General features: G+C 65.7%; 13 protein-coding genes. 4 read left to right on the plus strand and 9 right to left on the minus strand.

The window, feature by feature from the left end; all coding sequences use genetic code 11:
* Nucleotides 1-13: 13 nt before the first annotated feature.
* From J3S28_RS00520 to J3S28_RS00535, 4 genes are read right to left on the minus strand one after another with little or no spacing between them, the layout of a single operon-like run.
* The gene (locus tag J3S28_RS00520) at nucleotides 14-1,321 is read right to left on the minus strand and encodes a lysine N(6)-hydroxylase/L-ornithine N(5)-oxygenase family protein (protein ID WP_372435923.1); all 1,308 of its coding nucleotides are present in this window, start codon (nucleotides 1,319-1,321) and stop codon (nucleotides 14-16) included.
* Nucleotides 1,314-3,116 (minus strand): ABC transporter ATP-binding protein, encoded by a 1,803-nt coding sequence (locus J3S28_RS00525; protein WP_207835721.1) that lies wholly within the window; start codon nucleotides 3,114-3,116, stop codon nucleotides 1,314-1,316. The genes J3S28_RS00520 and J3S28_RS00525 overlap by 8 nt, the downstream gene beginning before the upstream one ends.
* Nucleotides 3,113-4,822 (minus strand): ABC transporter ATP-binding protein, encoded by a 1,710-nt coding sequence (locus tag J3S28_RS00530; protein WP_207835723.1) that lies wholly within the window; start codon nucleotides 4,820-4,822, stop codon nucleotides 3,113-3,115. The genes J3S28_RS00525 and J3S28_RS00530 overlap by 4 nt, the downstream gene beginning before the upstream one ends.
* A complete protein-coding gene (locus J3S28_RS00535; protein WP_207835733.1) occupies nucleotides 4,819-16,461 on the minus strand; it encodes a non-ribosomal peptide synthetase in 11,643 nt (3,880 codons plus the stop codon). Before J3S28_RS00535 ends, J3S28_RS00530 begins: the two co-directional genes overlap by 4 nt.
* Nucleotides 16,462-16,664: 203 nt before the next feature.
* Here J3S28_RS00535 and J3S28_RS00540 point away from each other — a divergent pair, with 203 nt between their 5' ends.
* Nucleotides 16,665-17,606: a methionyl-tRNA formyltransferase gene (locus tag J3S28_RS00540; protein ID WP_207835735.1), complete on the plus strand. Its 942-nt coding sequence runs from the start codon at nucleotides 16,665-16,667 to the stop codon at nucleotides 17,604-17,606.
* A gap of 99 nt (nucleotides 17,607-17,705) precedes the next feature.
* The gene (locus tag J3S28_RS00545) at nucleotides 17,706-19,052 is read left to right on the plus strand and encodes an NAD(P)/FAD-dependent oxidoreductase (RefSeq protein ID WP_207835745.1); all 1,347 of its coding nucleotides are present in this window, start codon (nucleotides 17,706-17,708) and stop codon (nucleotides 19,050-19,052) included.
* A 40-nt stretch (nucleotides 19,053-19,092) separates the two neighbouring features.
* Here J3S28_RS00545 and J3S28_RS00550 read toward each other — a convergent pair whose 3' ends face one another.
* Complete coding sequence (locus J3S28_RS00550; protein ID WP_207835747.1) at nucleotides 19,093-19,386, minus strand: hypothetical protein; 294 nt, start codon at nucleotides 19,384-19,386, stop codon at nucleotides 19,093-19,095.
* A gap of 162 nt (nucleotides 19,387-19,548) precedes the next feature.
* Here J3S28_RS00550 and J3S28_RS00555 point away from each other — a divergent pair, with 162 nt between their 5' ends.
* Nucleotides 19,549-20,658 (plus strand): carboxylate-amine ligase, encoded by a 1,110-nt coding sequence (locus tag J3S28_RS00555; protein WP_207838021.1) that lies wholly within the window; start codon nucleotides 19,549-19,551, stop codon nucleotides 20,656-20,658.
* A 23-nt stretch (nucleotides 20,659-20,681) separates the two neighbouring features.
* Here the strand turns inward: J3S28_RS00555 and J3S28_RS00560 are convergent, their stop codons facing one another.
* The gene (locus J3S28_RS00560) at nucleotides 20,682-21,674 is read right to left on the minus strand and encodes a helix-turn-helix domain-containing protein (protein WP_207835749.1); all 993 of its coding nucleotides are present in this window, start codon (nucleotides 21,672-21,674) and stop codon (nucleotides 20,682-20,684) included.
* Between the two features lie 70 nt (nucleotides 21,675-21,744).
* Between J3S28_RS00560 and J3S28_RS00565 the strand changes: the two genes are divergently transcribed.
* Nucleotides 21,745-21,912 carry a hypothetical protein gene (locus J3S28_RS00565; protein WP_207835752.1) on the plus strand — a complete coding sequence of 56 codons (168 nt, stop codon included), beginning with the start codon at nucleotides 21,745-21,747 and terminating at the stop codon, nucleotides 21,910-21,912.
* A 9-nt stretch (nucleotides 21,913-21,921) separates the two neighbouring features.
* Here J3S28_RS00565 and J3S28_RS00570 read toward each other — a convergent pair whose 3' ends face one another.
* The 3 genes from J3S28_RS00570 to J3S28_RS00580 form a co-directional block, all read right to left on the minus strand.
* Nucleotides 21,922-22,356, minus strand: a complete 435-nt coding sequence (locus J3S28_RS00570) for a riboflavin kinase (protein WP_207835755.1) — start codon at nucleotides 22,354-22,356, stop codon at nucleotides 21,922-21,924.
* Nucleotides 22,353-22,634, minus strand: coding sequence for a hypothetical protein (locus J3S28_RS00575; protein ID WP_237340900.1), 282 nt, complete (start codon nucleotides 22,632-22,634; stop codon nucleotides 22,353-22,355). The genes J3S28_RS00570 and J3S28_RS00575 overlap by 4 nt, the downstream gene beginning before the upstream one ends.
* An 86-nt stretch (nucleotides 22,635-22,720) precedes the next feature.
* Nucleotides 22,721-23,590 carry an arylamine N-acetyltransferase family protein gene (locus tag J3S28_RS00580; protein ID WP_237340901.1) on the minus strand — a complete coding sequence of 290 codons (870 nt, stop codon included), beginning with the start codon at nucleotides 23,588-23,590 and terminating at the stop codon, nucleotides 22,721-22,723.
* Nucleotides 23,591-23,724 lie beyond the last annotated feature (134 nt).

Genomic DNA, 23,724 nt, shown 5'->3' on the forward strand with positions numbered 1-23,724 from the left:
TGTGCTCTGGGTGTCAGACTGCCGCTCGCGGAGTCGTCGATGCACGGACTCGCACATCCCATCGGTCGCGAGCGATCGACTTCGCGATCTCACCAGCACGAACAGCGCTGTTGGACAGCAGCGATGACGAGATGCCGTGCGTGTGTTCGGTCCCTCCTTGCAGGAATACGCCGCCGGGGAGGGCTGTCTTCGTGACCAGGCGGTAGTCGCGAGCGACCTGAGCGCCGTGGGCGTCGAACGCGATGCTGTCGGTGAGATCACCGAGGATGACGCGCAGGTTCATCGGGTTGAAGCCCGTCGCGCACACCACGGCGCCGCAGATGATGTCCTCGGTCAGGCCGGACGGTTCGTGGCGCACGGTCACGACCACCTCGTCTGCGCGTTCGACGACTGCGACGACCTGCGACGCGCCGTGTACGAAGAGTCGGCGCTGCCCGCGGACCCGTTCGTCGTACTCGCGCGCGTACAGCTCTTCGATGAGCGGCAGGTCGACGGCCGAGTAATTGGTACCCCGGTGGTATCTCATGAGCTGCTGCCGAAATTCCGGTGTAGCCGAGTGGAAGTCGTCGACGGCGCCGGGGTCGAAGATCCGGTTGGCGTACGGGCTGTCGTCGGCCGGACTGTAGCCGTACTTGGCGAAGACCGCGTGGATGTGTGAATCCTGATGGTGGGTGTGCAGGTACTCCACCACTTCGGCGGCGCTCTGGCCGGCGCCGATCACCAGGAAGCTCGTAGGAGTGGGATCCGGGAGTTCGGACAGATGTGCCAGCAGTTGATGATTGTGGAAAACCCGCTTCGATGCGGCCACGCCGTGAGGCATCTTCGCCGCCAGCCCCGCTGCGACCACTATGTTGCGGGCGTGCACCACGCCGGCATGCCGTCCCTCCACCCGGACTGCGAATGTGTCGCCCGTGCTGTCGATGGAGACCACCCGGCTTCCGTACGAGACGTCGGCGTCGACACCGCGGGCCGCCCACTCGAGGTAGTCGTGAAACTCGTGGCGCGTGGGGAAAAATGTCTGGAAATTGACGAACTCGGTGAGTCGGTTCACCTCGGACAAGTAGTTCAGGAACGTGTAGCGGCTGCGTACATTGCGCTGCGTCGCCAGGTCTTTGAGGAACGACACCTGCATGGTGGTGCGGGGCAGCAGCATCCCCGGATGCCAACCGAACTGCTCTTTTGTCTCGACGAATCGCGAAGTGAGCTGTTGCTCCGCAGGCAGTTCGGCGTTGAGCTCTTCCAGCGCTATCGCGAGGGCAAGATTCGACGGGCCGAACCCGACGCCGAGGATGTCGACGACCTCCGTGTTGTGGTCATTCATGGTCCGCATCCTTTCCTTGTCCGTGGATGTTCCACGCGGTCCACAACTGGGCGAAGGGGCCCGGCGTGGCGAGTAGTTCTGCTGGTGTTCCCTGCTGGACCAGTACTCCGCGGTCCATGACGACCACGCGGTCACATGCGACCGCCTGGCTCAGTCGGTGGGCGACGATCAGGGTGGTACGTCCTGCGGTGGCAGCCGCAGCCGAACGATCGAGGTCCCGGGCGCCGAGGCTGCCGGCCTCCGCGGTGGCCTCGTCCAGTACCGCAATCGGTGGGTCGATCAGCATGAGCCGGGCGAGCGCGAGTTGCTGTGCCTGGGCATCGGTGAGTTGATGACCGCCTTCTCCGACGACGGTGTCCAGGCCCTGTGGCAGCTTCTCGGCCCAGTCGAGCGCGCCGACTCCGGCGAGTGCCGATCGGATGTCGTCGGGTTTCGCCGCCGGTTTCGCCAGTTGCAGGTCCTCGCTGACGGTGCCTGCGAACACGTGCACCTCCTGGCTCAGCACGACGACGTGTTGGCGAATGGTGTGATAGGGCAAGGCATGTAGATCGACTCCGCCGATGGTGGCGGACCCCGAGGTCGGGGCATACGTGCCGGCAGCGATGGCCGCGAGGGTGGACTTGCCCGCCCCGCTCGGACCGACGAGCGCCACAGACGTCCCGGGTTCGATCCGGAGGTTCACCCCCCGCAGTACGGGACGCTCGGCCGCGTACTCGAAGTGCACATCGCGGAGTTCGAGAGCGCTGTCGGCCGGTACTGTTCCGCGTCCTCCTGCGTCTGCCTCATGCGTGGTGTCGGCCTGGGCGACGCCGACGAGTCTGGTCAGGCCGGCTGCTGCCAACTGCAGATCGGCGAAGCTGTACAGGATCATTCCGATCGGGTTGAACAGTCGGTGGAAGAGCAGTGCTGCGGCGGTGGTCGCTCCCACGGTGACCGCGCCGTCCTCGACGAGGATGAAACCGACCACCAGAATCGCTGTGAGGCCGATGAACTCGGCCCTGTTGACGCGCCCCACCAATCGTGTGAACAGGGTGAAGGCCGAGATGGAGATGTCGCGGGCGGTCGCCGATGCTGCGTCGACCCGCGCGATCTCCCGCTCCTCGATTCCGTAGGCGTGTACGGTCCGCGCACCGACAATCCTCTCGACGAGCACCTGGGAACGCTCGGCGACTGCTCGGCGTTCGGCGCTGTAGCGGGGTGTCGAGCGTGGCAGGTACCAGTGCAGCGCCAGGCCGTACAGGGGGATCGCGATGGCGCCCGCCAACCCGAGCCGCCAGTCGAGACCGGCCATCGTGATGATGCTGACGACGGTGAGAACCGCGGAGATCACGACCGTCGGCAGGACCGTCGAGACCGCTTTGCTCACCGCAGCAACATCATTGCTCACCCGGGAGAGCAGGTCGCCCCGGCCGGCGTCCTCCATGGTGTCCGCGGGCAACCTCAACGCGGTTCGGATGACCGACTCCCGCAGGTGCGCCAGTAGGTCGGACCCGAGCGCGGCGATGACGTACATCGAGAACCCGGTGGCCAGTCCGCCCAGCAGGGCGGCGGTGGCGGCGACCGCGGTGATCGGCAGCAGGACCGAGAGCCTGCCTTCGCCCGCCACCTCGTCGACCAGGATCCCGAGGACGAGCGCAGGCGCGACCGCAGCGATCCCGGCGATCAGTGAGGCCACTGCTATCCGCGTCAGGGCGGGCCTGCGTTGAGCCAGTGCAACGGCCAACCAGTGGCGCGTCGTCGCACCGCTTGCCACCGGGAGCGCCGTGTTGCCTGTCGGGTCGGGCGCGAGCGTCATCGGAGCACCGCCTCGCGGTATCGGAGGTCGGCCGTGGCGAGATCGGCATGGGTACCTTCGCCGCGCACCCTGCCGCCGTCGACGAAGATCACGCGGTCGGTGGAGGCCAGCAGGGCAGGACTGCTCGTGATGACGATCGTGGTGCGATCGGATCGGCCTTCATGGCGCTGTCGATAGAGTTCGGTTGCCACCGTTCGTTCGGTGACGGAGTCGACCGAGGTCGTCGGATCATGAAGTACGAGAACCGAACTGTCCGAGGTCAGCGCCCGGGCCAGCGCGACCCGCTGGCGCTGACCTCCGGACAGGGACTGCCCGCGGTCGGAGATCATCCGGCCGATCCCGTCCGGATGGGAGTCGATGAGGTCGGCAGCCGCGACGGCCCGCAGGGCAGCTGCCGCGTCCGACTGGGCCGCGGCAGGCGCGCCCGTTGTGACGTTGTGCAGCAGGGAACCACTGAACAGGTCCGTCACGTGTGGTTGCACCAGCAGTGCCCGGGGGAGCTCGGTCAGATCGGCTGCGGCCGCAGGTATGTCGGAGACCCACACCTCACCGCGGGTGGGCGTGGCCTGTCCCGCGAGCAGGTCGATGATGTTCGTACCGTCGACAGGGTCGACGACCACCACACCCAGACAATCGCCGGGTTTGGCGACCAGACTGAGTCCGTGCAGCGATGCATACTCGACATCCCGGAACTCCACGCCGTGCGGTCCGGGACCGAGCCGCGAGACGCCGGCCGGTTTGATGAAGTCTGCGTCGGCGATCAACGCCAGACGTTCGGCAGAGGCGCGGGCAGTTGCTGCCTTGCCCGGTAGGAGCGAGAGCATGGCGAGCGGTTCCAAGAAGAACTGAGCCAGCCCCAGCACGGTGATCAGTTCGCCGATGCTGATGCGGCCTTCGAGCGCGTACCACCCCCCTCCGGCTGCGACCGCCACCGCCAGGATCGCGCTCACCCCGATAGCCGCGCCCATGAACGCTCCTTGGCCGGCGGCAGTCCGGCGCATGGCCGTCAGTGCGTGTCGGCTCGCGCTGGTGTACCGCTGTGCTGCGGCATCTTCGGCGCCCAGACCGCGCAGTGGTCGCAGTCCGGCGATCAGATCGGTCGCAGCGCCCGTCGCTGTGGCGATGCGGGTCTGCTGGGTGAGGGTCTGACGGGTGAGCAGGGGAGCGGTGAGCTGCAGAAGAGCCAGTACGAGCGGTACCCCGAACAGCACCGCGAGACCAAGCGGCACGTCGATGACCAACAGGGCCACCGCGCACACGGCGAGCGCGGCCAGAGCGCCGAGTGCTTGTGGTAGGTAACGCAACAGCGCGGCGGTCTCATCGGCGTCGGTGCCTGTGACGGCCAGCAGTTCGCCGCTTCGGAGATCGGTCCGCAATCTCCGCGGACCGAGTATCCGCCGCACTGCGTCCATGCGCAGCCGATGCGCCTGATGCAGTGCTGCCCTCATTCCGAGGCGGGCGCCGAGGCGGTAGCAGATCGTCAGTGCCAGGAAGACCCCGCCGAGCACACCGATCCACAGTGCCAGGGCTCCGAGGTCGCCACCATCGACGGCCTGGTCGACGATGACGCCGATCAAGATGGGCACCGCGACCTCGCACATCTGATGTAGGCACAGCAGTACCGAACCGGCCGCGAGTGTTCCACGCCGATCACGCAGGCTCTGCCGGATGATCATCCAGCCGGTGGTCGAGTGTCGCGACGTCATTCGCCGGCCTCGACGGTGCTGGCCGAGCGCGATTCCTGCTCGAGATGTCCGGCGATGATGGGACCGGCCGAACGCAGCGCACCGGGGCTGCACATCTGCCAATGTGTGACCGGTAACGGGTGCTGGGTGCCGCCTGCGACATGGGGAGCCCAGGAGTCGAACGCTGCCGTCGAGCCGGGATCATCCGCGTCCGCGGAGAAGAAGAGCAGGTCTCCGCCGAATGTTCCCGGAACATGTGTGTGGAGCAACGCTGCGTGGTGCTCGGCTGCGGCGATCAGGCGCTCCACCTGCGGTTGTCGCAGTCCCGGCGGCATGTCCTCGATCTCGGCGAGCACGTCGGCTATGGAATCGGTGGTCAGGTGACTGAGGTGATCTGCACCGACATCGCCGAGGCCGAGTGCGCCGAGGATGTCTGCGGCGCGCAGTCCGGCGTCTTCGGTGAGCGAGGCGGGAACCGCGCTGCTGTCGAGGATGATCAGTGACCCCACCTCGGCGCCCGCACGCTCGAGCTGTACCGCCATGGCGTGCGCGATGACGCCACCCAACGACCAGCCGAGTAGGTGGTACGGCCCTTCAGGGGCAATGCGGCGAATCTCCCGGATATAGCGATCCGCCGTGGCCGCAATCGAGTCGGCTAGAGGCTCCTCGGTGTGCAATCCGGGTACCTGGAGGCCGTAGACCGGTCGGTCGTCGTGGAGGTGGCGGACGAGACCGGCGTAGCTCCACGACAGGCCGAGAATCGGATGGATGCAGAACAGTGGTGTCGCCGTGCCGGTCTCGCGGATCGGGAGTACGACGTCCAGTGCGGAATCGGCAGCCACCGGATCGAAGGTGTCGATACGTCGGGCCAGCGCGAGCACGGTCGGATCAGAGAGGAACCACTGCAGTGGAATCGGGCGACCCAGCTGTTCGCGGATGGTTCCGAGCACCCCGATCGCGGTGAGCGAATTGCCACCAAGCGCGAAGAAATCATCGTGGACACTGACTGTCTCGAGACCCAAGGAGTCGGCGAACGCGGCAGCCACGATGACTTCCGTCTCGGTGGCGGGCGGGCGATGGGTCGACCCCGAAACGAAATCGGGTTGCGGGAGCGCCTTCTCGTCGAGCTTCCCGGTTGGGGTGAACGGAAGGGAGTCGGTTGCCATGATCACGCCGGGCAGCATGTGCCGTGGCAAGAACTCGGCCGCGAACTCCGAGATCTCACCGGTCGGTGATCCGCCGTGTGCGGGCGCGACAACGTAGGAGACGAGCACGACCTGTCCACCTGGACCGGGCCGGGCAATGGTCACGGCGCGATCGACGTGGGGATGTCGCGTGAGGACCGCGTCGATCTCACCCAGTTCGATCCGATGTCCGCGGATCTTGACCTGATTGTCGGATCGTCCGTGATAACGCAACTCACCGTCGGGCATCCTCGTGACGAGGTCGCCGGTCCGGTACATCCGCGCACCGCCGCCGGCAAAGGGGTTGGCCGTGAATCGATCTGCGGTGAGCGCTGGTCTGCCGTGGTAGCCGCGGGCGAGCGCTGGGCCCGCCAGGTACAGCTCGCCGGTCACCCCTGCGGGTACCGGGCGAAGGCGTGAATCGAGAATCAAGAGTTCGAATCCGTGGACCGGTCGTCCGATGGTCACCGCGTGCCCGGCATGCAGCTCGGAGACCGTGGCGATGTCGGTCGCCTCGGTGGGGCCGTAGCCGTTGCGCATCTGCCGTCCCGGTGCCCAGCGATCGACCAGCTCGGCGGAGACCGATTCGCCGCCGACGCCGAGAACCAGCAGGCCGGGCAGGTCGACCGGATCGAGCATGCCGAGCATGGTCGGGGTGATCAGGGCGTGGGTGACACCGTGATTGCCGATGAGATCAGCGAGTTCGCCAGGTGTCAGATCGGGCGGGGACACGACCAACGTGGCCGCGGCTGACAGGGCAGAGATCTGTTCTCCGACAGCCATGTCGAAACTCGGTGACGTGTTGTGCAGGACGCGTGCCGTGCTGTGCACACGGTAACTGTGCAGACGTTCCGCGGCGAGATTGGCCAGCCCCTGGTGGGTGACGACGACACCCTTGGGCGTACCGGTCGAACCGGAGGTGTAGATCATGTAGGCAGGGTGGCGAAGATCCGTCTGGTGGTGGCACGGGGACTGGGCGGGAGTGTTGAACGTCGTCTGCGGAAGATCGTCGAGAACAATCCATGTCACCGAGTCCGGCAGGTGTGCTCGGCGATCGCGAGTGGTGATGCCCAGTGCCGCCCCGCAATCGGAGAGCATGTGGGCGATGCGATCAGCGGGATAGTGCGGATCGACCGGGACGAACGCCGCACCGGTCTTCGCGACCGCCCACACCGCGCGTACCGAATCCAGCGAACGGGGCAGGGCGACGGCGACGAACGTCTCGGGGCGGGCCCCGCGGTCGATGAGCAGACGGGCGAGACCAGCTGTCCACTCGTCGATGTCGCGGTAGCTGTACTCGCGGTCCCGCCAGAGGACCGCGGTTCCCGCTGGGTTCGCATCCACCGCCGTTGCGATGAGCTCCGCCAGGGTGGACGGTGGCACCGCGCTCGGGCCGCGCATCGGAACGAGTTCGGCGTATTCGCGCTCCGACAGCAGCTGCAACTGTCCGGTCGGCGATTCGGGTTCCTCTGCGACAGCCTGCAGGACTCGTAGCAGCCTCTCGGACAGCGCTTCGATGCTTCCACGGGTGAAGGCATTCTCGTGAAAGGTCAGGCGCAGGGCCAGTTCCGGGCCAGGATTCGCGGTCAGGGACAACGGATAGTGGGTGGCCTCGGTGCCGTCAACGCCTGTGATGCGCATGCCATCGATGGAACCGGCCGCCGCGATCGCGTCCGCGTCGAGTGGGTACGACTCGAAGACGGTCAGGGTGTCGAAGACGGAACCGGGACCGGCGGCGGCCTGTACATCGACCAGGCCGAGGTAGTGGTGCTCGAGAAGCCGGGTCTGCTCGGCCTGTTGTCGTTGCAGCAGGGCCGAAAGCGGTTCGTCGGCGTTGATCTCGACCCGGACCGGAACGGTGTTGATGCACAGTCCGACCATGGCCTCGACGCCGTCGAGATCCGCAGGTCGCCCCGAGACGGTGGCACCGAAGACGACATCGTGCGAATCGACCTGCTGCGCGATGACGATCGCCCAGGCGGTCTGGACGATGGTGTTGAGGGTGACGCCGAATCGGGCTGCGACCGCGCTCAGTTGGGACGTCCTGACCTCATCGACGACACCGGTCACAGAGTCGATCTGTCCGGTCGCGGTGTGGTTTTCGACCAACAAGGTGGGCTGGTCGCACCCGCGGAACGCATCGGCCCATGCTGCCCGTGAGAGGTCGTGATCCTGTCTGTGTACCCAGAGCAGGAAATCGCGGTACGACGGGGCGGGCGGAAGAGCCGTGGCGTCGGCGCGTGTCGCATAGAGCACCAACAGGTCTCGGAACAGCAGCGGCATCGACCAGCCGTCGACGTTGATGTGATGGAGGGTCACCACGAGCTGCCACCGGTCGAGCTGGGTTCTGATGAGGGCGAACCGCAGCAGCGGAGGGCGCTCAAGGCTGAACCGTTGGGCGAGTTCGCTGCGGCGCACGGCATCGACGGCACGGCTGGTCTCGTCGAGGTCCAGATCGCTCACGTCTACTTCTTGCCAGTCGGGTTCGAGATGGTCGACCACGATCTGCATGGCTGCACCGCCGCCGCTTGTGACGAACGCGGTCCGGAGATTCTGGTATCGCCCGACCAGGGCAAGTGCTGCAGCCCGCAGACGCGCGCCGTCGACCACACCTTCGAGGTCGAGCACGGTCTGCGACACGTAGACATCGCGGACGGGCGTCAACTGAGCGTGGAAGGCAAGACCCTGCTGCAGCGGAGACAACGGCCAGACGTCGGACATGTCGGGGTAGCGCTGCAGCCAGCGGTCGAGGTCGGCCTGGGGGACCTGGAACGGATGAAGATCGGAGGGAGTGAGCTCTCCACCAATGGTTCTCACGTGATCGGTGAGCACTTTCAGCGAGCTCGTCCAATACTCGGTCAAGGTACTCACGTCCGAGTGGGAGAGCACACCGCTCGCATACCCGAAGACTGCGGAGAGGACGGCGGACCCGTCCGACTCCGAGACGAGCGCGTTGATGTCGAGCGCGGCGGCCGCAGGCATGTCCCGGTCTGCATCGGGCTCGAGGATGCCGTCGGCCGCGGGCAACCAGCCGAGCTGGGCCAATTCCTCGGGAACAGTCTGTGCGCCCGTGCGTCCGAGGTAGTTGAAGCTGATCTCGGGCGGATGAGCCATGGTGAGGGCAGCGCTCGATACCGGGTTGAGGTGGCGCAAGATCCCGAATCCGATCCCGCGCCGCGGGACGGCCCGGAGGTGTTCTTTCACCCGCTTGAGGACCGCGACCGCGGTCCGCCCGGTGAGGGTCGCGGGCAGCTCGAGTCCGCTCAGGTCGAATCGGACCGGGAAGACGCTGGTGAACCAGCCGACGGTGCGGGACAGATCGGCGCCCGGAACCACGGACTCTTCACGGCCGTGGCCTTCGAGCTGCGCGAGCACGGACATATTCCGGTCGCCGTGCTCGGCCCGCCAGATGCACAGGGCGTGCATCAACCCGGCCAAGAGCACGTCTTCGACGTTGCTGCGGAAAGCGTTCGGTACCTCATCGATCACGGCCCGGGTGAGATCCCGGTCGAGTTCGACCGTGATCCGCTCGACACGTGCGACGGTATCGAGCCGGGGGTCGAGGTGTCGAGATCCCAGCGGGTGATCCGGCGCCGTGAGCACCGACTCCCACCACGGCAGTTCGTCGGTGGCTTCCGGTGCGATCGCATGCTCGAGCAGGGCATGCGACCACCTGCGCAACGACGTGCCCACCGGTGCGAGTACAGGAGGCACTCCTGCCGATATGGCAGCCCACGCGGAAATCATGTCGGGCACCAGAATTCGCCACGAGACGCCGTCGACGATCAGATGATGGAGCACGACGACGAGTCGACCGGAATGGCCGGTATCGATCCAGACGAATTGCATCATGTCGCCGGAGCGAGGGTCCAAACGGCCCAGGGCTTCTCGATATTCGGCCGATGTCGTGGTACTCGGGTCGGTGCCGGCGGGCACCTCGACATGTCTGACCAGACGGTCGACCGCGACCGAACCGGCCGGCTGAATTTCCAGGCCGGCGTCGGTGAGGACGGCCCGCAGGGCATCGTGGTGATCGATGGTCGCCGACAGGGTGGCCACGATGCCCGCTCGATCGATACCGTCCGGGAGCACGAGCACCAGACTCTGGGAAAAGCGCCCGAACCCTCCGGGTCGTTGGACCATGTCCCGCATCACCGGGGTCAGGGGCAGCGAACCGGTGCCGCCGCCCGGAAGCTCCTCCAGCCGTACGTCGTCTGCCGGATCGGTGCCGGCCACCTTGGCCAGCGCGGCGATGGTCTTGTGTTCGAACACGTCCCGAGGGGTGAAGTGCACACCTCGGGCTCGGGCGCGGGACACGAGCTGTATCGAACCGATGCTGTCGCCGCCGAGCGAGAAGAACGAATCGTCGACTCCGATCCAATCTCGTCCGAGCAGATCTGCCATCAACTCGGCGATGGTGGTCTGAACCGCGTCCGCGGGAGCCCGGTAGGGCGTCGTAGCGGTGGCGAAGTCGGGCACGGGCAAGCGATCGTGATCGAGTTTTCCGTTGACGGTCAGCGGAAGTCGATCCACCACCACGTAGGCCTCGGGCACCATGTGCGCCGGTAGCGCAACTGCCAGGGCAGTGCGAACCGCGGCGGTGTCGACGGCGACGTCTGGACGCGGCACCAGGTAGACCACCAGACGGTCGCCGTGGTCGGTGGCTCGTTTGAGGACCACCGCCTGCCGGACGCCGGGTAGGCGACTCGCCGCGGATTCGATCTCGCCGAGTTCGATGCGATAACCGCGGATCTTGACCTGGTTGTCGGATCGGCCGTGGTAGCGCAGTTCGCCGGACACCCACGACACGAGGTCGCCGGTCCGGTACATCCGCACGCCCGGTGCACTGAACGGACAGGCGACGAACCGCTCCGAGGTCAGCGCATGGCGACGGTGATATCCCCTCGCCAGTGCTGGGCCTGCAAGGTACAGCTCTCCGGTGACACCGACCGGGACAGGCCTCAGTCGTGCGTCGAGGACGAAGAGTTCGAAGCCGTGCACCCCCGTACCGATGGTCACCGGTCGTCCGGCTTCGAGGTGGGCCACGGTCGCGATGTCGGTTGTCTCGGTGGGGCCGTAACCATTCCGCATCTGCCGGCCGGGGGCCCATCGATCGATGAGCTCACCGGTGACAGCTTCTCCTCCGACACCGAGGACGATCAGTTCGTCGAGCCCGGTGGGATCGAGCGCTGTGAGCATCGTCGGCGTGATCAACGCATGGGTGATGTGTTCGGAGGCAAGCAGATGCGTCAATTCCTCCGGCGACAGATCCGGCGGTGAGATGACCAGTGTTGCCGCTGCCGAGAGCGCTGCGATCTGCTCGCCGATGGCCATGTCGAAGCTCGGGGAGGTGTTGTGCAAGAACCGAGCGGACGGATGCATCGTGTAGTTCAGGCGACGTTCCGCCGCGAGGTTCGCCAGGCCGCGGTGGGTCACCACAACCCCTTTCGGCGCCCCGGTCGATCCGGAGGTGTAGATCATGTACGCGGCATGATCGATGTCGACGGACACGTCGTCGGTGCTCGCCGACGCGTCACTCGCGGGCACGGGATCGTCGACGATGATCCAGTGCACCGTGCTGGGGAGGTGGGCGCGGTTGGCCGCTGTGGTGAGTCCCAGGCGAGCACCGGAATCGGCGAGCATGTGTGCGATTCGTTCCGGGGGATACGCGGGATCCACCGGCAGGAACGCGGCACCGGTCTTGATCACCGCCCAGGTGGCGCGCACCGAGTCCAGCGAACGGGGAACAGCTATGGCGACAAAAGACTCCGGAGTGGCGCCCCGCGACAGCAGGTGCTGCGCCAGCGCGGTGGACCAGTCATCGACCTCTCGGTATGAGTGTCCGACTCCCTGCCACTGCAGCGCGACGCCGTCCGGGTTCACCTGAACTGCGGCGCCGATCAGTGCACCGAACGTCTCCGGCGGCACCGCTGTGGGGCCGAGCGCGGGGACCAGGCTTTTCGTCTCGTCGGAATCGAGGATGTCGACGTCACCGATGGGTAGCTCGGGGCGATCGGTGAGCGCGGCGAGCAAGCGCACGAAGCGGGACGCCATCGACTGCGCTGTGTGCACATCGAAAATATCGGTCGCGTAGCGCAGTTCGCACTGCAGCGTGCCGTCGGCCTGTTCATCGATGTTCAGTGCCAGATCGAAATGGGTGGTCCCGTGTTCGAAGTCGAGGGCCCGGACGACCAGCCCGGGAAGTTGAACTGCGGTCCCTCCGTCGCTGGTGGTCACCGTGTTGGTCTGCACGCTGAGGGTCACCTGGAACACCGGCGAGAAGGACTGCGACCTCGGCACCGAGAGTTCGTCCACCAGTCGTTCGAACGGTACATCGGCGTTCGCATAGGCTGCGAGATCCGTCTCGCGCACCTGATCGACGAGGTCGCCGAAGCTGATCGCGGGATCCAGGATCGTCCGGAGCGGCACGGTGTTGACGAACATGCCGATCAGCTCATCCAATGCCGGGTCGGAGCGGCCGGAGATCGGCGTCCCGATGACGACGTCAGCAGTGCCGCACAGGCGCGACAACAGGGCGGCGTATGCCGCATGCACAGTCATGAAGATCGTCGCGTCATGCCGTCCGGCGATCTCGTGCAGGCGACCCGTGAGATCACGATCCACCACGAAATCGACTGCGGCTCCGCGGTAGCTGACAACCGGCGGCCGGGGCCGGTCTGTCGGCAGGGAGAGGACCGCAGGTGCGCCGCTCAAGACCTGCTTCCAGTACGTGATCTGTCTGGTTCCGGCCGCGTCGGGATCGTCCGACGCCCCCAGCCACTTGTTCTGCCACACCGCATAATCCGCGTACTGAACCGGCAAGGGTGCCCAGCCAGGGGCGACTCCCCGCCTGCGTGCCTCGTAGGCGATCGCCATGTCGCGGGCGAGTGGGGCCAGCGACCCGCCGTCCGCGACGACGTGATGCATGATCACCGCGAGCACGTGGCTGTGCGCGTCGAGTCGGAACAGCCGGAGACGCAAGCTCATCGAGCTGGTGATGTCGAATGGGGCGCCTGCCAGAGCGCCTATCGCCGACACCAGTCCGGTGCGGGAGAGTGGATGCGGGGTGAGATCGATGGTGACCTGCTCGATGGGCAACACCTGTTGCGCAGGACCAGCGTCGTCTTCCGGGAACACGGTCCGCAGAGATTCATGCCGGCCGGCGACATCGAGCAGCGCTGCTTCCAACGCCGGGGCATCCAAATCTCCGTCGAGGCCGACCACCAACGGGAGATGGTAGGCGGTGGCGGATGGATCGAAACGGTTGAGGAACCACATGCGGGTCTGCGCCGGCGAGAGAGGAATCCGTGCGGGACGGGGACCGGGGACCAGGGTGGCGCGCGCGGCCCCTGATGCCGCCGGACGTCGCGCGATCCCGCTGACCGTCGGGTTGTCGAAGATCTCGCGCACGGTGAGGCGGGTGTGCAGTTCCGCGTTCACCCGTGAGATGAGACGGGTCGCCGCAAGGGAATCACCACCGAGGTCGAAGAAGCTGTCGTCGGCGCCGACCCGGTCGAGGTCGAGCAGTTCGGCGAAGATCTGCGCGACGAGGATTTCCGCGGGTGTTGCTGGGGTCCGGAATGGGGCGGCCGATGCCAGATCCGGTTCCGGCAGGGCATTTCGATCGACCTTGCCTGCGCGGGTGGTCGGCATCCGGTCGAGCACTGTGATCACCGTCGGGACCATGTAGCCGGGAAGCGATTGCGCCACATCGGCCCTGACGAGAGCTGGTTCGACCGTCCTCCCCGGCGCGGCACAGATGTAGCCGACCAGGATCGTTTGATCTCGCCGATCCTTACGGGCGACGACCACCGCTGTGCCCACGTCGGTGCGGCGGTTCAGCAGGGCTTCGATTTCGCCGAGTTCGACGCGTTGCCCGCGGACCTTGACCTGCGAATCGCTGCGGCCCAGATACTCCAACTGGCGGTCGGCTGTCCAGCGGACAATGTCGCCGGTCCGGTACATGCGGCGGCCTTCGCCGATCGGATCGGCGACGAACCGTCCGGCGGTCAATGCGGGGCGGTCGACGTATCCGCGGGCCAGGCCCGGCCCGGCGAGGTAGAGCTCACCGGGGACGCCTTCGGGCAGCGGGCGCAACCAGCGGTCGAGCACCAGAGCCCGGACACCCTGCAGGGGGGCACCGATGGTGATCGCCTCCGGGGCGTCCAGGGCCTCGGACATGCTGACGACGATGGTGGCCTCGGTCGGACCGTAGCTGTTGAAGAACCGCATGCGGGTGCCGAACCTGGCAACGAGGTCGGGTGGGCATACATCGCCGCCGACAACGATCGCCTCGAGCGACTCGAGCCCGGTGGCGTCGAGAGTGCCCAGAACGGCGGGTGCACTGACGATATGGGTGACCGCGCCGCGGCGGATCACCTCGCCCAGGTCGTCACCTCCGACCACATCTGCGGGTGTGATCACCAGTGTCGCACCCGCGCTGAAGGCCAAGACCATCTCGAAGATCGAGGCATCGAAACTCGGCGAACTGACACGCAGCATTCGTGACGACGACGTCACGGCCAGTTCAGGACGCGCTGCTGCCGTGAAGGTCGCCAGGCCTGTGTGCGGAACGGCAACGCCTTTGGGCACGCCGGTCGAACCGGAGGTGTAGATGATGTACGCGACGTGGTCGCTGCGCAGGCTGATCCCGCGGTCAGCGTCAGTGATGGGAGCATCGGATTCGGATTCGACAGCATCGCTGACAGCGACCGAACCGATCTCGAACCACGGGATCGTCTGCGGCAGTGCAGCGGAGGAGTCGGTCAGGCCGATCGTCGCCGCCGAGTCGACGATCATGTGCTCCAGCCGCTCCGCCGGTAGGTGCGGGTCGAGGGGGAGATAGGTGGCCCCGGTCTTCGCGAACGCCCACAGGGCGCGAATGCCGGTGACGCCGCGCGGGAAGGCCGAGGCGACCACGGCCCCTGGAGTCGCGCCGAGACCGATCAGCCGGCGGGCGAGCCTGTTCGTGGACAGGTCCAGGTCGGCGTAGTCGATGCGAAGGTCGCCGGCGACGAGCGCAGACCGACCTGCGCTCACACCGCCCGTCAGGATGTCTGGGAGCATGATCGGCGAGAGCGCGGGGGCACCGAGAGCTGGTACCAGTGAACGTCTCTCCGCTGTGGTGAGCACATCGAAACCGAAGACCTGGGAGTCGGGAGAGGCTGCTGCGAATGTGCCCAGGAGATCGACGAACCGGCGGTGATGATGTTCGAGGTCGGCGTCGGTGTAGGACCGCCGGTTGGCTTCGAAATCGATACGGGTGTTGCCATCGACGCTGGGATACAGGTTGACCGAGAGATCCTGAACCGGACCGGTGGACAGGATCTGGAATCGACCGGAGACCGGGCCGAGTTTCACCTCGGAGGGAAAGTTCATGATGTTGATCGCGGGCCCGTAGAAGCCGCGCGGGTCCTCGTTGCCGCCCAGGTCGCGCCGCAGATCCTCGCTACGGTATCGCTGATGTCGGAGGGCGCCGGTCAGATCGAGCTGAACCTGTTCGACCAGCTCGGCAACGGTCGTGGTCGGCGATATCTTCACCCGGATCGGGACGACGTTCGAGACCATGCCCCCGGAACGGCGCAGTACTGCGCTGGTGCGGCCGGAGACCGGGAGGCTGAGCACCACGTCGTCCGCGCCGGTCAGGTGCGATACGTACGCCCCGAGTGCTGCGATGAGCATCGGGGTCTGGAACGACTTCGTCTGCTGGGCGGCGATGTCGAGCGCGGAGGTGAGCTGCGGCGAGAGCAGGCCGCCGATCCTTCGGGGGCAGACATCCGGCGCCGCGGTTGTCGGTGACAGGCTGACCGGGTCCGGCAGTCCCGCAGCCTTTCCCATCCAGTAGGCCCGGTCTTTGGTGAAACGCGGCGAGGAGCGGTAGGCGTCCTCTGCCGTGTTGAGCTCGGTCAGGGGTGGTACCGACGGCGGATTCGGATCGCGGCCCTCCAGCGCTGCGGTGTACAGGTCGGAGGCGCGGTTGATCAGGAGAATTGCGCCGTAGCCGTCGATGACAATGTGGTGGATGCAGGAATACCAGTAGTAGTGCTCGTCGCCGAGACGTAGGACTGCGCCCTTGATGAGCCGGTCCCGCAGGAGGTCGATCGGTGCCGAGTAGTTCGCGACCATCCAGGCCTGCGCAGCAGCTACGGGGTCGGGCTCGTGCCGTAGGTCGATTCTCTCGAACCTGTCGGTGAGCGAGTCGTCCACCAGTTGAAAAGGCGCACCGTCTATTTCGATCAATCTGAGCATGCCGCAGTCGATCTCGTGCATGCTGGCTCGCACCACGTCGTCGAGGAGGTCGACGTCCAGAGGCCCGTTGATCTCCGCGTAGTTGGCGATGACGATCGGGGTGTCGGGCAACAGGTGCTGGGCAAACCAGATTCCGCGCTGAGCCGCGGTCAGCGGAAAAGCGGCGCCGTCGGCTGCACTGGTCGATCGGGCGGCGGGGCTGATCTGCGATGGATCTACCGATTGCACGTGACGCTCTTTCGTATCTTCTCCGACCGCTTAAATCACCGGCCGGAGGCACCGTTGTACCGCCGACGTTAGGGAAAGCTTCGCTAAGAATAGTTCGGTAAGGCTAAGTTTGCATGACGCCCATTATTCGGTCAAGCTGAGCGCGATAGATGGCTGTGGCGTTGCCGTGAGGCATCGGCCCGAACGAATGAAAAGGGCAGTTCATGCGAGTTGCGACCTTCGGCTACCAAACCTGGGGCCACAAGACCCTCGACGCGTTGATCAACTCATCCCACGACGTGGTCCTGGCGGTGACACATCCGCCGAGCGAGCACTCCTACGAGAGCATCTGGTCCGATTCTGTCGAGGATCTCGCCCGAGCCAACAACATCCCCGTTCACCTGGCGCAGCGTCCCGACAACGAACTGATCGAGCGGGTGAAGCATGCCGAACCCGACATCATCGTCGCCAACAACTGGCGCACATGGCTGCCACGGGAGCTGTTCGACCTGCCCCCACACGGCACCCTGAACCTTCACGACTCCATGCTGCCCAAGTTCACCGGGTTCTCGCCGGTCATCTGGGCACTCATCAGCGGGGCGCCGGAAGTCGGTCTGACCGCCCACCGGATGGACGACGACCTCGACACCGGTGATGTTCTCCTGCAGCGTGCGGTGCCCATCGGCCCGACGGATACGGCAACGGATCTGGTCCGGGCGACGATCGACATCATCCCGGCGGTGCTGCTGGAATCTCTCGATCTCATCGAGTCCGGTACCGCGGTGTGGACGCCCCAGAACCTCGCCGACCGGACGTTCTTCCACAAACGTGCGGACCGCGACAGCCAGATCGACTGGTCGTGGCCCGCCGAGGACATCGAGCGCCTGGTACGAGCTCAATCGGATCCATACCCGAACGCCTACACACACTTTGGTGATCGGCGCATCCGCATCACCAAGGCCTCCGTGTCAGCGGGTGTGTACGGCGGTACCCCCGGCCGGGTCTTCATCCATGAAGGTGACGGCATGGTCATCGTCGCGGGTTCGGACGCGTACCGCGGCGCGAACCGGGGCCTGGTCATCGAGCGGTTGCGTACCGAAGACGGCGTCGAGCACGCGGGCAAAGACTTCTTCCCACGCGGAGGCGGCTATCTGACCTCGGTCTGACCGGGTTGGTCCGGCCTGCTGTCTGTCTTCGCCGAAGTGTTTGCGGTTCTGCCGCAGTCGGGAAAGGATACGGAGACCGAGGAAAGGGGCCGACGGGCGATGACAGCACCAGGACGACCGCATGTGGTGATCGTGGGAGGCGGGTTCGGTGGCCTGCACGCGGCCCGGCGACTCAAGAACGCCGACGTCGAGGTGACGCTCCTGTCCCGGGGAACGAGTCACGTCTTCCAGCCGCTGCTGTATCAGTGCGCGACCGGATTGCTCTCGGAAGGATCGATCGCAAGTCCGCTGCGACACCTGCTACGTCGCCAGCAGAACACTCATGTCGCGCTCGGGGAGGCGACGTCGATCGACGCAAAGGCGAAGATTCTCACCGCCAGCCGGGTCAACGGTTCGACGTTCGATCTGAAATACGACTACCTCGTCGTTGCGGCAGGCATGCAGCAGGCCTACCACGGACATGACGAATACATCGACTGGGCGCCGGGTATGAAGACCCTCGATGACGCGCTGACGATCCGCCGGAAGTTGGTCAGCGCCTTCGAGATGGCCGAGTCCCTGCCCACCGCTGAAGAACGCAAGCCCTGGCTGACGTTCGCGGTCGCCGGTGGGGGACCGACCGGGGTCGAGTTGGCCGGGCAGATCCGCGAACTCGCGGTGCACGCCCTCACCCACGAGTTCAGGTCGATCGATCCGCGCGAGGCGAGGGTGTTGTTGTTCCACGGTGGCGACCGCGTGCTGGAGAGCTTCGACAAGAACTTGTCGAAGCGGGCATTGCGCACTCTCGAAAAGGTCGGGGTGGAGACACATCTCGGTGTCCACGTCACGGACGTGACCCCCAGGGACATCGAAACCACCGCGAAGGCCGAGCCGAAGACGAAGACTCGTTACGACACCAGGACGGTCGTCTGGACCGCCGGCGTCGAGGCGGTGCCGTTCGCCAAGGCGCTCGCAACCGAACTGGGGGTGCCGCAGGATCGGAGCGGGCGGATCGCGGTGGAAGCCGATCTGTCGGTACCGGGCCACCCGAACATCTGGGTCGTGGGCGACATGTCCTCGCGCGACAACCTGCCGGGCGTCGCCGAGGTGGCAATGCAGGGCGGACGGCATGCGGGAAAATTGATCGCTGCAGAACTCGCGTCGGGGGCGAGCACGACGCGGGCGCCTTTCAAGTATCGAGACCTGGGCAATGCCGCGTACGTCGCGCGTGGTCACGCGCTGATCCAGGCCGGACCAGTGCACTTGTCGGGGAGTCTCGGCTGGATCTCGTGGGGCGTCATCCACATCGCGTTCCTGGCCGGCGCGCGAAATCGCGTCGGTACGTTGCTGAACTGGGGCGCGACCATGATGACCAACTCGCGACGAGAACGCGCCGTCACGTTCGGGGATTCGCGGATAGCCCGCAATCAGTACTTTAGAAATGCAGAAAAGGAAGCCAATCAGTAGGGGTACCGACGACTTCGACGTTGCGGACCGACGCGTCGCGTCAGGTGGCGAGCCCCAGTGAGGCGAGCATCAACGCGAACAGAAACCAGCCGGCGCCCTGCCAGATCGGCCAGCTTCCCGCTCGTTTCCATACCCGGTACGTCTGAACCAGAGCGCCGATTCCGCCGCAGAGCAGGATCACGGTGACGCCGAACGTCCACGTGAATCCGCCTGATCCGGCTGTGCGCGCGACGACCAGCCAGATGGCGGCGACCACGACGACCGCCACGACGTACAAGGCTGCGCCCCGGAATGCAGCGGGGTCGTTCCATCGTTTCTCGACGTCGTTGGTCATCAGGGTCTGGCTTTCGCGCTTCTGGTCATATCACTCTTCTCGGCCTCGGTAGATCAGTTCGGTTATGGGGTACCCGGTGAGGGTGCTCGAAAACAAACCAGCACCGGTCGGGACCGGAGACAGCAGCCTTGAGCAGGGCGTCGAGGCCACTTCATGGCTGTCCTGACAACCGCACCCACCTTCGGGGTCGAAGAGGAACTGCTACTCGTCGACGCCGAATCCGGGGCGCCGTTCATGGAGGGCACGGCTGTGCGTCACGTGGCGAACTCCCTGGGCCTGGATCTCGATCTCGAACTGACCCCGTGCCAGATCGAGACCGCCTCACCCATCCTCGATACCGCAGAGGAGTTGAACAGGTTCGTGGTCAGCAGCCGGCGGACAGCCGACCTCGCCGCGCGAGAGATGGGCGGCAGGGTGCTGGCCTGTGGGGTACCACCGGCGCCCGGTGATGCCCATCCGGTGTCTGCCAACGAACGCTATGGGCGTATCGCAGACAACTTCGGGCTGCTCGCTCGAGAACAGGGCGTGAGTGGATGTCACGTCCATGTCGCGGTTCCGGACCGCGCTCGAGCCATCGCGGTCGGCAACGGACTTCGCCCCTGGCTTCCGGTGTTGTTGGCACTCACGACGAACTCGGCGATCCACGACGGCGTCGACTCGGGCTACAGCAGTTGGCGAACGGTTCTCTGGTCGCGATGGCCCAGCGCCGGACCTCCACCACACTTCGATTCGGAGTCCGACTACGACGCCGCGGTCACCCGCCTGCTCATGGTCGGTGCAGCACTCGACAAAGGAATGATCTACTGGGACGTACGACCGTCACGGGACTATCCGACGGTCGAGGTCAGGGTCGCCGACGTGCCGGCCACCGCGTCCGAAACCGTCTTGTACGCAACCGTTGTCCGCGCATTGGTGATGACCGAACTGGCCGCGATCGAGGGGGATGGGCCTGCCCATCCGACCATTGATCGGGAGCTGTTGCGCCTCGGCAAGTGGCGCGCCGCCCGCGACGGTATCGCAGGCTCGCTGGTCGACCCTGTCGGCGGAGACATGGTTGCCGCCCGGACGGCGGTGGATGCTCTCATCGAGCATGTCTCGGACGCCCTCGATGTCCTGGACGAGGGAGCGGCTGTCCGGGACGGGGTGGCGAGCGTGTTCGCCGAGGGTAACGGAGCGGTCCAGCAGCGTCGGGTCTTCGCCGAGTCCGGGGTCCGGGCCGTCGTCGAACATGCTGCGCGGCAGACGATCGCAGCTGGGACGTGGGCTTCGTAGCGGGTCCGGGCCGCGGCGAGACGTCAGGCGGCGGTGAAGGTGCTCCGATACTCGCTGGGTGAGGTGTTCATGATGCGGGTGAAGTGATGACGGAAGGTCACGACCGAACCGAATCCGACCATTCCTGCGATGCGTTCGACCGGGAGATCTGATGTCTCGAGCAGTTCCAGGCTGGTGTCGATCCGCCGCGCGATCAACCATTTGATCGGAGTGGTCCCGGTGGCCTTGGTGAACTGCCGCAGATAACTTCGCCTGGACAACATCGCCCGGTCTGCCAGTTCATCGAGGCTGATCGGTGAATCAATGTGTGCCAAAGCCCACTTCATACTGTCGGTGATGGCGGTGTCGTCGTCGAGGGCGGGTATCGGACTCTCGACGTACTGCGCCTGACCTCCGGAGCGGTGAGGCGCGGCCACCAGGCTCCGGGCGACATCGTTCGCAATCTGTGGACCGTAGTCGCAGCGGACGAGATGTAGTGAAAGGTCGAGGCCGGCTGAACACCCGGCGCTCGTCAACACCGAGCCCTCGTCGACGTAGAGCGGTCGCGGGTCGACATCGATTGCGGGATAGCGCTCTTGGAGCATCGTGGTGTAGCGCCAGTGGGTGGTTGCCCTCTTGCCGTCGAGGAGGCCGGCGGCAGCGAGGACAAACGCACCGGAACAGAACGAGACGACTCGGGCGCCGCGGTCTGCCGCCTCCCGGACGGCGTCGACGAGTCGCGGTGAGGCGGGAGCGCGGACATCCGCGATGCTCGGGATGATCACGGTGTGCGCGGCAGCAAGCGCGCTGAGGCCGTGTGGTGTGCGCAGTGTGGCGCCCCCCACGACGCGCACCCTCTCCCTGGTCTCGGTGCACAACCGTAGCTCGTACCAGGGCTGACCGACCCCGGGCCAGAAGAGATCAGACAGTTCCGAGAGGCCGAAGATCTCCGCGGCGATTCCCATCTCGAACGCCGTCATCCCGTCGTACGCGAGAACGGCCACCTGTCGCGGCTCGGGATCATCGTTCTTGCTCATGTCACTATCTTAGCGATAGTAGGCATTGGTGCCACTGTCGGACGCGTCGGCCGTACCCGATGATCAATGCATGGGTACAGAGAACCGCCAAGCGGTACAGAAGTTCTGGAGCACGATCCGAGCGATCGCGGCAGGTGTCAGCGCAGGGAATGCGGTGCGCCACAACGTCGCGCCGGCAGCGAACTCGTCAGCAATGGCCGCCCAGCCACCGGAGCGAGGGGCAAGGCGCAGCGGATGATCAGGCGGGTCAGGGCTCCTGCGGCCGAGTGGGGTACTGCGACATCAACGTCCGCGCAGAGGCCTTGTCGCCGTTCATCGCAACGATCAGTTCGTCGATCGAATTGAACTGTTCCTGCTTGCGTACGAGGTGGGTGAGCTCGGCGATCGCGTTCGCGCCGTACAGATCCTCGTCGAAGTCGATGAGGTAGGCCTCGACCGTGCGTTCGCGGCCGTCGAAGGTCGGATTCTCACCGACCGAGACGAGGGCCGGCAGCCAGGTGCCCGGGTGCAGGGAACCCCGGGGCGGGTCGCCGTCCGCCAGCGAAAACCAGCCGAAGTAGACGCCGTCTTCGGGAATCCGGCTTTCGTCTTCGGCGGCGATGTTCGCGGTGGGGTATCCCATCGGGGCCCCGCGGCCCTCGCCACGAACGATTTCACCCGCTGCGTATCCGAGAAGGTTCACTCCCTGAGCGTAGCGGGACCGCGCTCTTCCGGTTCGAGACCATCGTCGTCGACGAATACCAGGTCGCCGTCATCGAGCGCGACTGCCCAGCGCCGCGGCCTGGTCTCGCGGCCTTCACCCAGGTCCACGGTCGAGCCTTCGACGGGAGGCCCGAAATCGTCGACGATCTTTCCGGACCGGTCCTGTTCGACCACCACTCTGGAGCCGACGGCGAAGGCAGGTTCGTGATCGCCCACGCCGGAGTGGTCGTTCGGCGCCGGGTTCGGCTTGGAGGTCATGGCACACCCTTTCTAACGTAAGTGGGCCTACCTTAAGCACAAAGCATCGCTGATTTGCTTCATTGAACCCACGAATGGGTCACATCCTAGGTGTCGAGAACCTGAGCCACCCGCTGCTCGAGTCCGTCGATGCCGGTCAAGTTGATGCCGAATCGGTGGTCGAGGAGCTCGACGACCTCGGCGGATGACTGCAGAACCGTCTTCCTTGAGGTCCCGCCGCGGCCGTGAACGGAAAGATTTCGTCCACGAAGGTTCCAGCGGGCATCGTCGGTGACCCGAGCGACCGTCATCCCGACGACAAACCCCGAGGCGGGATGAGTCGACACATACCAACTGCCGACCTCGAGGTCGATCTGCGGCACGGGGGTCGGGGCGAAGGTGTACAGGGGTCGCCACGCGTCGCGCACCAGTGCCTCGAGCATTGATTCGTCGCCGTGTCGAACGATACGGTACGGCTCGTGCCGAGTCGGCTGTGCCTCGTCGAGAACCATGCGAATCGGCGACGACAGCGTTTGACCGCCGAAACCGACGTCGACGAGATACTCGAGCCCGGTGCCCGGGACGGTCACCGACAACACCTGATGTGTGCGGGCCGGCATCGGTGCGTCCGCGGGCATCATCCACACCACGCGGCCGGCGAACGCCTCGACCGTGAACCCCAATTCCGCCAGCACGTACCGCATCAGGCCGTTCTGCTCGTAGCAGTAGCCGCCGCGACCACGGCTGACCAGCTTTTCGAACAGTGCGCCGGCACCGAGATCCATGACCGGAACCCCCATTAGTGGGTCTATGGTCTCGAACGGGATAGTGCGGGTGTGCGCGGCCACCAGTGCGTGCAGCGTCTCCAGGGTCGGTGTGGCCGATCCAGTGTGCCCGACCCGTTTGAAGTATGCATCGAGATCGATGGTGGACGAAGTCGTGCTCAGCGCAGTGGTGCTCATGTCAGTGCTGCTCATCTCTCGATGGTGGAACCTCAAGTCAACGTGAAGTCAACCCCGAGCGCACTGATTCGGTGGACGAAAGACCAAAACTCTCACGGACTCAAACCCGTGGCAACGTTCCGATGCTGTCGTAATGTCACCGACGGTTC

The organism is Williamsia soli (assembly GCF_017377795.1).
Classification (GTDB): domain Bacteria; phylum Actinomycetota; class Actinomycetes; order Mycobacteriales; family Mycobacteriaceae; genus Williamsia; species Williamsia soli.

Bases quoted from the DNA above. Each gene is read 5' to 3' on its own strand.
- J3S28_RS00520 (WP_372435923.1), bottom strand. From the start codon at position 1,321: ATGAATGACCACAACACGGAGGTCGTCGACATCCTCGGCGTCGGGTTC.
- J3S28_RS00525 (WP_207835721.1), bottom strand. From the start codon at position 3,116: ATGACGCTCGCGCCCGACCCGACAGGCAACACGGCGCTCCCGGTGGCA.
- J3S28_RS00530 (WP_207835723.1), bottom strand. From the start codon at position 4,822: ATGACGTCGCGACACTCGACCACCGGCTGGATGATCATCCGGCAGAGC.
- J3S28_RS00540 (WP_207835735.1), top strand. From the start codon at position 16,665: ATGCGAGTTGCGACCTTCGGCTACCAAACCTGGGGCCACAAGACCCTC.
- J3S28_RS00545 (WP_207835745.1), top strand. From the start codon at position 17,706: ATGACAGCACCAGGACGACCGCATGTGGTGATCGTGGGAGGCGGGTTC.
- J3S28_RS00550 (WP_207835747.1), bottom strand. From the start codon at position 19,386: ATGACCAACGACGTCGAGAAACGATGGAACGACCCCGCTGCATTCCGG.
- J3S28_RS00560 (WP_207835749.1), bottom strand. From the start codon at position 21,674: ATGAGCAAGAACGATGATCCCGAGCCGCGACAGGTGGCCGTTCTCGCG.
- J3S28_RS00565 (WP_207835752.1), top strand. From the start codon at position 21,745: ATGGGTACAGAGAACCGCCAAGCGGTACAGAAGTTCTGGAGCACGATC.
- J3S28_RS00575 (WP_237340900.1), bottom strand. From the start codon at position 22,634: ATGACCTCCAAGCCGAACCCGGCGCCGAACGACCACTCCGGCGTGGGC.
- J3S28_RS00580 (WP_237340901.1), bottom strand. From the start codon at position 23,590: ATGAGCAGCACTGACATGAGCACCACTGCGCTGAGCACGACTTCGTCC.